This window comes from Kitasatospora sp. NPDC029312, from assembly GCF_055569215.1.
In genome coordinates, this window is the sequence record NZ_JBVHXY010000014.1 from 57,740 (window position 1) to 72,413 (window position 14,674).

Sequence of the window (14,674 nt, forward strand, 5' to 3'; positions counted from 1 at the left end):
ACAGACTTGGGGGTCGCGTGGCTCCCGTCCCTGTTTTTCGACAACCCCACGCCCCGCGCGGGGGGGGACCCTCGGACCGGCGGGGCCGGGGGCGGCCCTTCCCCCCCCCCCAGGGCCACCGAGCCGGTCGCGATCGTCGGCATGGCCTGTCGCTACCCCGGGGGGATCGCCGGCCCCGAGGACCTGTGGCGGGTGGTCGCCGCCGGCCAGGACACCATCACCGACTTCCCCACGGACCGGGGCTGGCCCCTCGACGAGCTGTTCCACCCCGACCCCGACCACGTCGGCACCAGCTACGTGACGCGCGGGGGCTTCCTCGCCGACGCGGCCGACTTCGACGCGGCGTTCTTCCGCATGTCACCGCGGGAGGCGCTGGCCACCGACCCCCAGCACCGGCTGCTGCTGGAGACGGCCTGGGAGGCGGTCGAACGGGCGGGCATCGCCCCCGAGTCGCTGCGCGGCAGCAACACCGGTGTGTTCGTGGGCCTGATGTACAGCGACTACGCCGGCCGGTTCCGCGGCACCAACCACGAGCTCCTGCCCCAGATCGCCCTGGGTTCGGCCGGCAGCATGGCGTCCGGGCGGATCGCCTACGGCCTGGGCCTGCACGGGCCGGCCCTCACCCTGGACACCGCCTGCTCCTCCTCGCTGGTGACCATGCACCTCGCGGCGGAGTCGCTGCGCAGCGGGCAGTGCGACCTGGCCCTGGCCGGGGGCGCCACGGTCATGGCGAGCCCGGACAGCTTCGTCGCGTTCAGCCGGCAGCGCGGTCTCGCCCCCGACGGACGGGTGAAGCCGTTCTCCGCGGCCGCCGACGGCACCGTGTGGTCGGAGGGGGTGGGACTGCTGCTCCTGGAGCGGGTCGAGGACGCGGTGCGCAACGGCCACCCGATCCTGGCCCTGCTGCGCGGCTCGGCGGTCAACCAGGACGGGGCCTCCAACGGCCTCACGGCGCCCAGCGGCCCCGCCCAGGCCGCGGTGATCCAGCAGGCGCTGGCCGACGCCGGACTGACCGGCGCCGACGTGGACGTGGTCGAGGCCCACGGCACCGGCACCGCCCTGGGCGACCCGGTCGAGGCGGCCGCGTTGCTCGCCACCTACGGCCAGGACCGGCCGGATCCGGTGCTGGTCGGCACCGTCAAGTCCAACCTCGGGCACACCCAGGCGGCCGCCGGGGTCGCCGGGGTGATCAAGACCGTGATGGCGATGCGCCACCACACGGTGCCCGCCACCCTGCACATCGAGGAGCCCTCCCGCGAGGTCGACTGGACGGCCGGCCGGGTCCACCTGGTCACCGAGCCGACGCCCTGGCCGGCGCGGGAGGGTCCGCGCCGGGGCGCGGTGTCGGCGTTCGGGATCTCCGGGACCAACGCGCACGTGATCGTCGAGGAGTACGAGCAGCTGCGGACGGTGTACCTCTTCCCCGGGCAGGGGCCGCAGCGGCCCGGGATGGGGCGGGAGTCGGCCGCCCGGCACCCGGTGTTCGCCGCGGCCTTCGAGGAGGTCTTGGCCCACCTGGACCCGGTGGTGCGGGAGGCGCTCGACACCGAGCTGGTGCACCGCACCGACGTCGCCCAGGCGGCCCTGTTCGCCTATGAGGTCGCCATGTTCCGCCTGTTGGAGTCCTGGGGGTACAGGCCGGACGCGCTGATCGGGCACTCCGTCGGGCAGATCGCGGCCGCCCACGTCGCGGGCGTGCTGTCGCTGCCCGACGCGGCGCGGCTCGTCACCGCCCGCGGACGGCTCATGCGGCGGCTGCCGCCGGGCGGGGCCATGGTCGCCCTCCGGGCCGCCGAGGGCGAGGTCCGGCTCACCCCGCGCACCGCGATCGCGGCCGTCTCCGGCCCGGACTCCGTCGTCGTGTCCGGGCCGGAGGAGGACGTGCTCGCCATCGCCGCCGGTTTCGAGCACGCCACCCGGCTCGCCGTCAGCCACGCCTTCCACTCCCCGCTGATGGACCCCGTGCTGGAGGAGTTCGCCGAGGTGGCGCAGAGCCTGACGTACCGTCCGCCGGCGATCCCGGTCATCGGCGCCCGCCCGGACGATCCGGGCCACTGGGTGCGGCACCTGCGCGAGACGGTCCGCTTCGCCGACCACGTGGCCGCGGTCGCCGGCGCCACCCTGGTCGAACTCGGCCCGGGCGACACCCTGGGCGCCCTCGTCGAAGGCGTCGTCCCCACCACCGACCCCGAGCGGGCGGCGGCCCGGCTGCGGGGCACCCGCGGCTTCCGCCGTCGGCGCTACTGGCTCGACCGGGGCGCCGAGCATCCGCTGATCGAGTCGACCGTCGTCGTGCCCGGCTCGGGCGAGGTGGTGTGCGTCGCCGACCTCAGCCCCGCCTGGCTGCTCGACCACGTCGTCGACGGAACCGCGCTGGTGCCCGCCACGGCGGTCCTGGAACTGGTGCTGTACGCCGGGGAGCGGGCCGGATGCGGCGGCGTCGAGGAACTGGTCCTGCACACCGCGATGCCCCTGCCCCGCACCCGGCGGGCCGAGGTCGTCGTCCGCCCCGCGGAGCCCGACGGCGCACGGCCGTTCGAGGTCCACGCGAACGGGGTCCGCTGCGCGAGCGGCCGGCTCGGCTCCGGGCCGGCCCCGCGGGTGGAGGTCGGCGAGTGGCCCCCGCCGGGCGCCGAGGAACTCGATGTCGACCACGCCGACTACGGTCCGGCGTTTCGCGGGCTGAGCCGGATGTGGCGCCGCGGCGACGAGCTCTTCGGCGAGGTGCGCGGGGAGTTCCCCGACGCCGGACGGTTCGCCCTGCACCCGGCCCTGTTCGACGCGGCCCTGCACCCGGCCCGGCTGCTCACCGGTGGGGTGCCGTTCGTCCTGCGCGGCGTGCACGTGCTGGCCCGGGGCGCGACGGCCCTGCGCGTGCGCATCCGGGCGGGGCGGATCGACGTGACCGACCGGACGGGCCGACCGGTGGCCTGCGTCGAGTCGCTCACGGCGCGGACGATTGGAACCGGCCGGGGCTCCCTGTTCCGCCCGCAGTGGCAGCGGGTTCCGGGCCCCCCGCAAGGCAAGCTGCTGGAGGTGCCGGCCGGGGACGCGCCCGCCGCCCTGGCCCTCGCGCTGCGGGAGTTGCAGGCCGGTCACGAGCACCTGACCGTCCTGGTGCGGCCCGGCGACCTCGCCGGAGCGGCGGTGGCCGGCCTGGTCCGGGTCGCGCAGACGGAGCACCCCGGCCGGTTCACCCTGGCCGAACTCGGCGACGGGGGGCCGCAGACCGTCGCCGAGCGCGCGGAGCTGGTCCCCGTGGCCGGCGGCGGCGCCTTCGCCTGGCGCGGGACCGTCCTGGTCACCGGCGGCGGCGCGCTGGGCCGGGCGGTCGCCGACCATCTGCGGGACAAGGGGGTGCGCGTCGTCGTCGCCGGCCGCAGCGGTGAGACCCGTCTGGACGTCACCGACCGGGCGGCGCTGGCCGCACTGGTCGACTCGATCGAGGACCTGCGGGCCGTCGTGCACACCGCCGGGGTCCTCGACGACGGGGTCCTGGCCTCGATGACTCCGGAACGCCTGGCGACCGTGTGGCGCCCCAAGGCCGAAGCCGCCTGGCACCTCCACGAGCTGACCGCGCACCGGGACCTCGACGCCTTCGTACTGTTCTCCTCGGCGTCCGGCGTGCTCGGCCACGCCGGGCAGGCCAACTACGCGGCGGCCAACAGCTACCTGGACGAACTCGCCCGCCACCGGCGGCGGGCGGGGCTCCCCGCGCTGTCCCTGGCCTGGGGCCCGTGGACGGTCGGGATGATGGCCGACCGGACCGCCGGTGGCGGCCTGCTGCCGCTCACCCCGGCGGAGGGCGTGGCGCTCCTGGAGTCGGCGCTGGGCACCGACGAGCCGGTCCTGGTGCCGATCGCCTTCGACCGCGCCCCCCGGCCGCAGCCACGGCGCGCACCGGAACCGGCCGGGCCGACGAACCTGCTGGAACTGGTGTGCACCGAGATCGCCGCCGTACTGAGCTACCCGGAGGTGGCTCCGGACACCCCGATCCCCGACCTCGGCTTCGACTCGCTGACCTCGATCGAACTGCGCAACAGGCTGGAGGCGCGGACCGGCCTGCGCCTGCCCGCCACGGTGGTGTTCGACTCCCCCACGCCGAGAGCGATCGCCGAGCAGCTGCGCCCGCCGCCGGCCCCGGGAACGCTCGCCTTCCTCTACCACCAGCTGTGCGGGCTGGGCCGCCACCAGGAGGCCATGCACCTGCTCGTCTCCGCTTCGTGGGCGCTGCCGTCGGCGGCGACGCTCCCGTCGGCGGCCCCGACGAGGCTCAGCGACGGCGAGGGCCCGGCGATCGTCTGCTTCCCCGCCTTCGCCTCACCTCCCGGGGAGTACGGCCCGCTGGCCCGGCACCTGCCGAGCCTGTGGCTGCTCCCGCACCCGGGGTGCGAGGGCGGCCCGGTACCGGAGGACGTGGAGGCGCTGGTGCGGACGCACGCCGCCTCGATCAGGCGGCTCGGCCGGCCGGTGGTACTGCTGGGCCGCTCCACCGGCGGCCTGGTCGCCCAGGCCGTCGCCGAGCGCGTCGGCGCCCAGGCCGTGGTGCTGCTGGACACCCACCCCGTCAGGGACGAGGAACGGCTCACCGCTCTGGCGGCCCGTACCGCCGTCAGGCTCGACGAGCCCGCGCTCGCGGCGATGGGCGCGTACATGCGCATCTTCCTGGGCCGGCCCGAGGAGACGGCCGTTCCCACCCTGCACCTGCGCCCCGGCGACATCCCGGGAGACCACTACTCGATGCTCGACGAGCACGTGGCGACGACGGCGGAGGCGATCCGGACGTGGCTCGCCCGGACGGTGAACCGGGTGAACTGACCGCGGCTTCGGGCCTCGGCTCCCGCCGCTGACGGCCGGCCCGCCGGCCGTCAGCGGCGGGTCCCCGATCCGCAGGCCGCCCGTGGTCACCCGGCGGATGTGGTCGCTCGCCAGCAGGTCGTGCGGCCGGCCGAGCTCGATCGCATGCTGCACCCGGCGATGCGCGGCTTCCACGCCGACCGGGAGCAGGTGCTGCGGGGCGGGATCGCCCACCTGCGCGCGGCATGGGCCGCGCACCCGTAAGACCGGGCACTGTCCGGCCTCATCGCCGAATTCGCCACGCAGGACGAGGACAACATCGCGTTGCAACCCCGCGGTGCAGTCGGCAGCCAGTGCTGCCGGGCACCACAAGCCGGAGACCGGCCTGCCGGCCGGTCACCGCTCACCACCCCGAACAGGCCCAACGGCCAGTAGCCTGGGCGGACGGGGCCGCCTCCGGACGACCCGACATCGGCTTCGTCAGGTCGTGTCAGCCGCGACAGCTTTAGCGGCTTGGGACCTGGCGATCGCGATGTAGGCCACGGTGGCGACGACTGCTACAGGCAGAGCGGCCATGCCGATCCACGGCTTGTGGAGCAGGATCGCCGCGTAGCCGGCGACCCCGATCGTGGTACTGCACAGATGCCGAGCGGCATCGAGCCACTGCCGTTTGAAGGCCTGGTACGAGGCCAGACCCAGACCAACGACCAAAAAGCCGATCATTAACCCTATGAGCATCGCTGGAGGATAGGACCCAGGCGACGGCACGGGGAACGAAGCCGCCCAGAACAACTCGGCAGGACGACAGCACGGGCCCCAGTCCTCCTGTCCTCCTGGACGACACGGCGAGGCCCACCATCCTTTCGGCATACCACCACTTGGCTCCCTCACACCATCGGGTGACTTATCTGATCAAGCCGGGCGTGGTGCAGTCCGGTGCGCTGCACTCCTTCTGACCTGATCTTTCAGTGATGACTCGGAGGAGCCATGTCCCCTCGTTCACGCAGCGCGTTCGCAGCCTGTACCGCCCTGCTAGCCCTCGCCGCATGTCCTGCCGCCATGGGCACGGCTACGGCTGCGCCGGCGGTGTCGTCCTCCATCGCGCAACGCGCCGCCGCCCCGCTCCCGCCCCTCGGCGCGGAGGTCCCCTCCTCGATGCTCGCGGTCAACACCCCGTTCCAGATCGGGACGCACCTTGTGAGCATCGACTTCAGGGGCGGCATCAGGCAGCGCGTCGAGCCCAACCCTTCCGACCCGACCAACAGCGTCCGGCTGCGGACCGTCGGCTTCCGCGTCACGGCGGAGCTCCCCGACGGGGGAACAGTGACCTTCGAACAGAAGGATGCGGACACCGATCCTCAAAGCACCCTGCGGGTGACGCAGCAGTTCCCACCGCGGCTGGAGGAACGCGACGTGATCCCGTTCACCGCCACGATCGACCAGCCTGGCGAGCAGCCGCTCGTGCTGGAGAGCAGGGAGCCGATGATCCTGCGCGCCACGCTCACGCAGTACCCGTCCCGCGGAGACCTGTACCAGCTGGAGAAGCCCGTCGACCTTGTCGACCCGGCGCACCCGGACAAGGTGGTGGCTGTCCTGCACAAGTTCCCCGCCAAGCGTGGCGGCCTGTAGGCCACACGGCGACGCGGGAGGGGCCCGGCACGCTGCTGAGCGGACGCCGTTGGTTAATTCGAGCCCAGCATGACGTCGGCCTTCAAGACCCGGTTGTGGTCTTGAAGGCCGGCGTTGTCGTATGGGGTGGGTGCGGATGTCGATGCAGCCGATGGGGCGCCGCGGTCAACCTCGCCCGCATCGACGCCCACCTCACCGGCACACCCCGGGCCCGCACCAGCCACTTCGCAGCACTTCGCCCCGCCGACCAACCGATCGATGGGGCGAAGCAACCGGGCCCGAATCAACCAACAGCGTCCGCTGCTGAGCGTGCCGGGCCGCCTCCCGTATCAGCAGAGACCGACCTTGGTCAGCAGGTACTGGTCGATGAGCTCCTGCTCGAAGTCCTCATGCTCCTGCGCCGTCCGCAGCTGTCGCGGGGCTCTCGCAGACTGGGATACATGCGAGCCCGCATGAGGAACCCATCGCACCTGCTACACCACCGCGACCGTCCGACGGCCGAGGAGCAGCAGGCCATGATCGAGGAAGCTCCGGAAGCCTTCGCTTACTTTCTCGGGCTCGGGCCCGGCACGCCCGTGGACGACGGCGGGTAGGGCACGGCGCGCCCTTCCAGCGGTCAACTCGCGGTCCCGGTCAGCCAGTTGGTCTGACGAACGGGCTTCAGGAAGCGGATTCCAGAGCGGCTTCCGGTGATGTGGTAGCCGAGGTCACCGGGCCCCGCCCGGCGCCGGGCAGCTCGCCCCGCTGCACGCGCCCCGGCTCCGCTGGCCGGGTGGTCTTGTGCCCTACCGGGCCTCCGACCCCGGAGCACTGGGCAAGGCTTCACCACGGGCGCCGCACGACCTCCTCCTCGGGAGCGGTCATCGCAGGCCTCCGACCTGCCGTCTCGTCCGGCTCTCTTCCGGCTGCTCATCCTCGGCCTCCGGCCGACCGGGGCCCTCGTCTTCCCCTGACTATCGCCCTCCCACCGGAGGTTCCGGCCGCAGAGCCGGCCCTTGACGTTTCGTCATGAGCGGGAAGTGAGTGCCTTCCATGGGGAAAGACGATGTGAAGAAATACCGGACCGGCCGACAGGCGGAAGCCGAAGCGGTCCTCCGTTCGGCCGGCGCCGGAATCCCGCGCTTCGCCCGGTACGACCACATGATCCGGTGGCTGCGACAGAGGTACGAGCAGTGGCGGGAGCCGGCGCAGGGCAAGGAGGACGAGGAACTCTGCAGGGTTGTGTTCGAGGTCTCGGGCAGCCACCGAACCGTCGAGATCTACTGGTCCACCCGGAGTCTCTACGGCACCGGTTACACGGTCGATGACAGCGATCCCTACGTGCCCTTCGTCGACAAGGACGGCTCCGGAAAAGCGACATCGGAGCCACGCCACCCGAAGGGCACGAAGGTACCGGACAAGGCCAAACACCAGAACCGCTGGTTCCGCAACCAGTACCAGACGGGCATCGCCGACGCGAAGCTCGGCCCCAGCCGCGTGGACGAATGGCTCGGCGACCTGGTGCGCTACCGGGACGCGGTGCTCAAGGAGACCGCCAACATCAAGGACACCGCCGCGGCGGAGCTGTCGGCCCACCTCCTGATGAGGATGACCTCCGAGATGGCCCGCTTCGGAGGGTTCCAGGAACTCCAGAGGAGCTCCTGGGGAGAGGGGATCGATCAGACGAAGGCCATCGGACCGAGATTCGACGGGCACTTGTTCAAGGTGACGCCCCCGGATTTCGACACGGTCGTCAGGAAGTGGAACGACATCAGCTCGGTACACCAGGGAGGATCGGCCGACTACCAAGGCAAACCGTTCCCGCGTTCTGCCGCGCTGAAGATCATTGGCGATGGCTGCCTCTACAAGAAGCGGTCAGGCGGGAAGAGTGGTATCGATGTCCACGGCGGTGCAGGTCAGCGGGCGGCGGGTGTGCCGGCCCAGGAGTCGGTGGACCTCAAGCGGCTCCAGGAACACATCAACAAGACGCTCGGGTCGCCCCCGACCCTGAAGGCGTCGGACACCCAGCTGCCGACGCGGCTGCGCGATCTGCTGGCCACGTTCGAGCAGCAGCAGGCACAGGGCCGAGCGGGGTCCGGCGAGGCACGGATCGAGGGCACCGCGCTGACCCTGCGGCTGGCGCTGCAGTCCCAGGCGTGGCCGTCTGTGGTGCCCTCCGAGTTGGCGCACCGTCCGACCGTTTCCGAGGTCACCTTTACCGTGACCGCGGCGGGCGAAGCCTCGCTCCGTTTCACCGTCGGTTCGTTCGCGGGCGTCGCGGTCACCGTGTCCGCGGCGGCACTGGGCCCCCTCCTGTGGGAAGTGACGGTACGTTCGGCGAAGAACGCCTTCGCACTCGCGGACCTGGCGAGCAGACTCCCCGGGGGCACATCGCTGGACCAGACTGCTCGGGACGAGCTCGTCAAGGTGTACAAGGCCACCGGCATCAGTGGCTTCACCTACGGCCTGATGAAGGGTTCCGGCGACCGGAGGACGTTCTCCGTGGTCTGGGCGGACATCATGCTCCAGCTGACGCTCGCCCTGCCGAAGAGTTCGCACACCCTGGCCTTCCAAGGGGCGGTACGGGTCGGGGACCTGGAAGTGAACGGTTCCCTCCTCACCACGCTCACCCTCAGCCAGCTCCTGGAGGGCCTGGGCGCCCCGCGGGACGGAATTCCAGACGGGCTGACCGTCACCGGCCTGGAGTTCACCGCCGGCCTGGGCGGCACCCAGAGCCTGTCGATGCGGCTCGGCGGCACCTGGAGCCTGAGCGGCGGGCCCACCGTCGAGGCCTTGGAACTGCTCGTGATCCGGGAGGGGAGCCGGGTCTGCGCACGGTTCGGTGGCACCGTGGCCATCGGCCGCAAGAAGCCGCTCACCATGAAGGTGAGTGCCTGGCGCACCAGTGGCCAGGAGGGTGGTTGGGCGTTCTCCGGCACGGTCACCGGAACGGACGAGGAGCTGCTGGCGGCCGCCGCCGAGACGCTCGGGGTCGAGGTGAAGGACTTCCCGGAGCCACTGCGGTCGTTGAAGGCGACGCTCCTGTCGTTCACCCACGGCGGGAACGAGACGGCCGTCCGCTGCCGCGGGTCGCTGGCCCTGGCACCGGGCATGACGACGCACGCCGCTCTCTCCGCGGTCAAGCGGGGCTCGACGGTCACCTACGGCGGCACGCTCCAGGTGGGGGACTTCTCACTCGAGGTGCGTCACCGCCGCGAGGGCACGACCTCGGTGCTGGTGGGAACGTACCGGATGGCCGGCCGGGGCGGCAGGCTCTCGCTCCGTGACCTGGTGGGCGCCCTCGCTCCGGAGGCGGCCGCCCGGATCCCCGCCGACCTGGCCATCGAGCCCGCGGGACTGAAGGTGGTCCGGGTGGTCGCCGACTCGACGCGCACCACCTGCCTGGGTGTGGACCTGACCGGGCGCCTCGGCCTGTCCGCCCTCCCGCTCGTCGGTGATCTCCTGCCTGCGGGCGACGCGTTGGGACTGGAGGACGTACAGATCCTCTATAGCTCCGGCACGATCACGGCGCACGCGGCCCAAGTCGTCAACAGGGCCCTGGCGGAGGCCGCCGCGCCGGCGCTGCCCCGCACAGGGGTCGCGAAGGGGCTGGCGGCCAGTGCGACCTTGAGGGTGGAGGGCAGAGCCACCCCGCTGACGGCCGGCATCCCACCCGCGTCGACCCCGGCCCTTCCGCCGGCCCCGGCCCTTCCGCCGCGGCCCGGCCCGGCCCCCCACGAGGCGGCCGGCGAGGTGTTGGAGGGCCGCATCGTCTCCCCCACCGACGGGGGCGGCGCCACCCCGGCGGCGGCGTGGGTGACGGTGAACCGCAAGCTGGGCGTGGTCCAGCTGAACCGCGTCGGGCTGCTGTACCAGGAGGGCGCACTGCTGTTCGCGCTGGACGCCGCACTGTCGATGGGCCCGCTGGAGTTCTCGCTGGACGGGCTGGCGGTGGGCTCGCGACTGGACCGGTTCCGGCCCGCCTTCGACCTGGCCGGGCTCGGGCTGTCCTACCAGGCGCCGCCCGTGAAGATCAGCGGCGCGCTGCTGCGGCTGCCGCAGGGCGCGCTCCGCGAGGACGTGGCGTTCCAGTTCGACGGAACGGCCACGTTGAGCGCCCCGTCGTTCGCGCTGGCCGCAGTGGGCTCGTACGCGCAGCTGACCTCGGGTGAGCCCTCGCTGTTCGTCTTCGCCCAGCTGAGCCGCCCGCTCGGCGGGCCGCCCTTCGCCTACCTGACCGGGCTGATGGCGGGCTTCGGCTTCAACCGGACGCTGACGTTGCCCACGGTCGAGGAGGTGACCGGCTTTCCGCTGCTCGCGCTGGGCCGGGGCAAGCAGCACAAGCCGTCCGACGTCCTCGACGTACTCGCGGGCCGCAAGCCGGTCGTCGAGGGCGGCCGGGCCCGGCCCTGGATCGCACCGCGACAAGGCAGCTACTGGCTGGCGGTCGGTGTGGAGTTCACCTCGTTCAAGATCGTGGACTCCCGGCTGCTGGTGGCGGCCGAGTTCGGCAACGAGGTGGTGCTGTCGCTGCTCGGCGTCTCCACCCTCCAGCTCCCCCTCAAGGCCGAGGGTCTGCCCGCGACACGCCCCTACGTGTTCGCCGAGCTCGGCATCGAGGGGGTGTGCCGGCCGACGGAGGGAGTGTTCACCCTGGCGGCGCAGCTGTCCCCGACCTCCTACCTGCTCACCCCGGAGTGTCATCTGACCGGCGGTTTCGCGTGCGGCGCATGGTTCGGCACGAGCCCGCACGCCGGGGACTTCGTGGTGTCCCTCGGGGGCTACCACCCGGCGTTCAGGGTGCCGGCCCACTATCCGGCGGTACCCCGGCTGGGGATCGACTGGGCGGTCAGCGACACGGTGTCGGTGACCGCGGAGGCGTACCTGGCGGTCACACCGTCGTGCGCGATGGCCGGGATGTGCCTGGACGTCTCCTTCCACTCTGGGGACGTGCGGGCCTGGTTCAGAGCCCGGGCGGACGTGCTGATGTCCTGGCAGCCGTTCGCGTTCGCCGCGAAGGTCACGGTGAGCGTCGGCGCCTCCTACCGGATGGACCTGGGGATCACGCACAAGACGATCAGAGTCTCCGCCGACGCCGACCTGCGATTGTGGGGACCGCCGACGGGCGGGACGGTCACCGCGCACTTCGGCCCGCTCTCCAAGACCATCTCCTTCGGCGCCGGCCCCACGGCCCTGCCCGTCACGGCGTTGAAGTGGGCCGAGGTCGCCGGCATGCTGCCGGAGAAGTCGGCGGTGGTGACGATCACGGCGCTCAGCGGCCTGGAGCACAGGGACGACGCCACCGGGACGTGGTACGTACGGGCCAGGGACCTCCGGCTGATCACCCAGTCGGCGATCCCCGCCAGCCACCTGCGCGTCGGCACGACGTCCGTGGACACCAAGGACCAGGACGACCCCCTCAAGCGGACGTTCACCCAGGGCCCGGTCGACGTCCGGCCGATGGACCGCACCGGACTGGTCGGCGTGCACCGCGTCACCGTCCACCACGGCGACCGCCCGGCCGACGACGGCTGGACCGTCCGCCCGCAGCACCAGGACCTCCCCGCAGCGCTGTGGGGCAAGCCCCCGAAGCCTTTCACCCACACCCCGGCCGGGCCCGGTGCGGAGCGCGTGCCCCGCCGGTACACGGGCTACGAGCTGCGCGCACCGCGGCCCAAACTGGCGGCATCGCGCGGGGAGTTCAAGATCAGCTCGTACGCGGACGCACCGCTGCCGGACAGCGCGCTGCTGCCGCTGCCCACCACCGCCAGCAGCGCCTTCCTCCCCACCGGCTCCCAGGATGCGGTGAAGACGATCAGCAGCACCATCACGAGCACCAAGGTGAGCGCCGACCGCACGGAGCTGCGGAACGCCGCGCAGAGCGTGGTGCAGCACGTCCTGCCCGACGACAGCATGCGGAACATGGCCGCCGAGGCCGGACAACGGTTCCACGACCAGCCCCTGATCCAGAAGGCGAGCACCCTGTGACAACCGACGCCCTCCGGCATGCCGCGAGCGACGGCATCGCGCCGGGAGACATCGAACTGCACCCGCACTACACACCCGCGCTGCTGTCCGGCACCTGGCGCGTGACGGCCTCCCACATCCTGGAGGAGAACGGCGCGGCCGTCTCCGACAGGTACACCAACGTCCAGGAAATCGAGGTACGGGGCGCCCAGTTCTCCCTGGACGCCGGAAGCGTGCTCGCCACCTCACCCCCGGCCAACAGCCGCGGCCACTACGGCCACGTCCTGCCGCACGCCGTGCTCGCCGACCCCATGCTGCCCTGGGAACGCGCAATGGCGCCCGGCGACTCGAGCCGCGACCACCCGTGGCTGGCGCTGCTGGTCTTCACCGACGACGAGCTGCTCGGCGGCGAGCAGTCCCCCACGCGGACACTCTCCAGCACCGTCGGCGCCTTCCTCTCGCAGGCGGGCTCCCCGGTGCTCAGACCCACCGGCCTGAAGAAGGCCAAGGGGGTGCGGGACACCGACCCGTGCGGCTACATCCAAGTGCCACCGCGCACTTCGCCCGCCTGCTGCCGCGCGCCGCCGAGGTGGCCCTCCTCACCCACTGCCGCGCGGCCAACACCGGCGACCGCCCGGTCCTCGGTCTGCGGGAGGACGGCCTGTTCTCCGTGGTCACGGCCAACCGCTTCCCCACCACACCCCGCACCACAGACGGCGCGGCGGCGGTGAAGAACATCGCGCACCTGGTGTCCCTGGAGGGCTACAAGCCACACCTCGTCGACAAGCCCGACCTGGGCGCGTACACCGCGGTGGCCCTGCTCTCGCTGCACTCCTGGACGTTCTGGTCCGGCCGGGACGACCGGGAGGCGTTCCGCGCCCTCGCCGAAGGGCTCACCCGCCAACCGGACGGGACGAAGAACACCCGCGAACGGATGCTGCTGCGCCTGCCCCTGCCCGCGACCCGCGACGAGACCGCGCACCGGCAGGTACGCAAGCGGCTGGCCGACGGGTTCGTCCCGCTGCCCTACCACGCCCGCTCCGGCGAGAGCACCTTCGCGTGGTACCGCGGCCCGCTCACACCGGTGGCCCCGGCCACCGTCGACCGGGCGAGGACGGCACGGACCGCGGACGCGCTGGCCGCCTACGAGCCCGCCTGGGGCACCTTCGACCTGTCCCTGGCCGCGGCCTTCGAGGCCGGCCGCGTGCTGGCACTCGCGGACACCGCCTTCGCCCAGCGCCTCCTAGACCTCAAACGCCGTGCCCGCGCGATCGCCGACGAGCTCTACCACCGGGAGGTCAGCGTCCACTTCCCCACCACGGACAGCGTCCGGCCGACGAGCACCCAGGCGGCCTTCTTCACCCTCCTGGAGAAGCGCAAGCTGCTGGCCACGGTCGGTGGCCGGCCCGCCAGGCCGACACAGAGCTGGTCGCCGCCGACACCCCAGCCGTCGTCCCTGTCCCTCGCGGACTTCCTGGCCAAGGACGCGACAAAGCGGGCGATCAAGGAGGCACTGGGCGATGCGCTCACCCCACTGGCGCGGTGGATCGCCCGGCTGCTCCTCCTGCACCCAGTGCCGTTCGGCTACCTGGTGCCGAACCCCGCCATGCTCCCCTTCGCCTCGCTGCGGTTCTTCCAGTACGACGCCAACTGGGCCCACGCGCTCGTCAGCGGAGCGCTCAGCCTGGGCACCCAGTCCAGCCGCGACACCCTCCAGGCCGAGACGATCAACGACGTCATCCGCGACGCCGCGCTGACGGCCGTCGCCGCTCAGCGGAGCGAGGAACGCGGGGTCGCCGAGCAAACCCCGCCACTCAAGAACCTCGCCGCGATCAGCGGGCTGCTGCTGCGCTCCGACCTCGTCTCCGGCTGGCCCCACCTCGCCGTCCGCGCCTTCAAGGACGCCAGACGCGAGGCGACGCTGCCCGTCCTGCGGATGGCCCGCCTCTCGCCCACCGTTCTTCTCTGCCTCTTCCACGGCACGCCGCACAGCGTGCAGCTCGCCGAGCCGGCGGACGGCTTCCGCTTCGGCACCGACGACACCGGGTCGGTCGTGCTGCGCCGCCTCCTACCGAAGAACGAGGTCGGCAAGGCCACCAACGTGTGGGTGCGGATCACCGACCACCTGCGCCGACCCGCTGGCTCCTCCGGGGTCCTCGACGTCATGGCGCTGCGCAAGCACCTGGCGGGCGAGCTGACGCGCCTGCACGACAACACCACAGTCACCGTCGACGCGGCGGACCTGGCGTGCCAGTTGGTCCGCTCCCCCGAATCGCTCACCTTCGTCCGCCCGTGACCGCGA

The 14,674-nt window shown here is 72.4% G+C and carries 5 protein-coding genes and 1 pseudogene; 5 read left to right on the forward strand and 1 reads right to left on the reverse strand.

Annotation, left to right across the window (positions count from 1 at the left end; genetic code table 11):
- Nucleotides 1-27: 27 nt before the first annotated feature.
- Together ACZ4WV_RS14380 and ACZ4WV_RS14385 are read left to right on the forward strand one after the other, a co-directional pair.
- Nucleotides 28-4,818, forward strand: a pseudogene (locus ACZ4WV_RS14380) (beta-ketoacyl synthase N-terminal-like domain-containing protein); the annotation flags it as partial.
- 99 nt (nt 4,819-4,917) lie between these two features.
- On the forward strand, nt 4,918-5,061 hold the full coding sequence (locus ACZ4WV_RS14385; protein ID WP_465746334.1) for a hypothetical protein: 144 nt from the start codon (nt 4,918-4,920) through the stop codon (nt 5,059-5,061).
- 216 nt (nt 5,062-5,277) lie between these two features.
- Here the strand turns inward: ACZ4WV_RS14385 and ACZ4WV_RS14390 are convergent, their stop codons facing one another.
- Nucleotides 5,278-5,535, reverse strand: coding sequence for a hypothetical protein (locus ACZ4WV_RS14390; protein WP_465746336.1), 258 nt, complete (start codon nt 5,533-5,535; stop codon nt 5,278-5,280).
- A 321-nt stretch (nt 5,536-5,856) separates the two neighbouring features.
- On the opposite strand from ACZ4WV_RS14390, the gene ACZ4WV_RS14395 reads away from it, so the two are divergent.
- The 3 genes from ACZ4WV_RS14395 (at nt 5,857) to ACZ4WV_RS14405 (ending at nt 14,668) form a co-directional block, all read left to right on the forward strand.
- On the forward strand, nt 5,857-6,426 hold the full coding sequence (locus ACZ4WV_RS14395; protein ID WP_465746338.1) for a hypothetical protein: 570 nt from the start codon (nt 5,857-5,859) through the stop codon (nt 6,424-6,426).
- Between the two features lie 1,032 nt (nt 6,427-7,458).
- On the forward strand, nt 7,459-12,393 hold the full coding sequence (locus tag ACZ4WV_RS14400) for a DUF6603 domain-containing protein (protein WP_465746341.1): 4,935 nt from the start codon (nt 7,459-7,461) through the stop codon (nt 12,391-12,393).
- A 508-nt stretch (nt 12,394-12,901) separates the two neighbouring features.
- Complete coding sequence (locus ACZ4WV_RS14405) at nt 12,902-14,668, forward strand: hypothetical protein (protein ID WP_465746343.1); 1,767 nt, start codon at nt 12,902-12,904, stop codon at nt 14,666-14,668.
- Nucleotides 14,669-14,674: the final 6 nt, after the last annotated feature.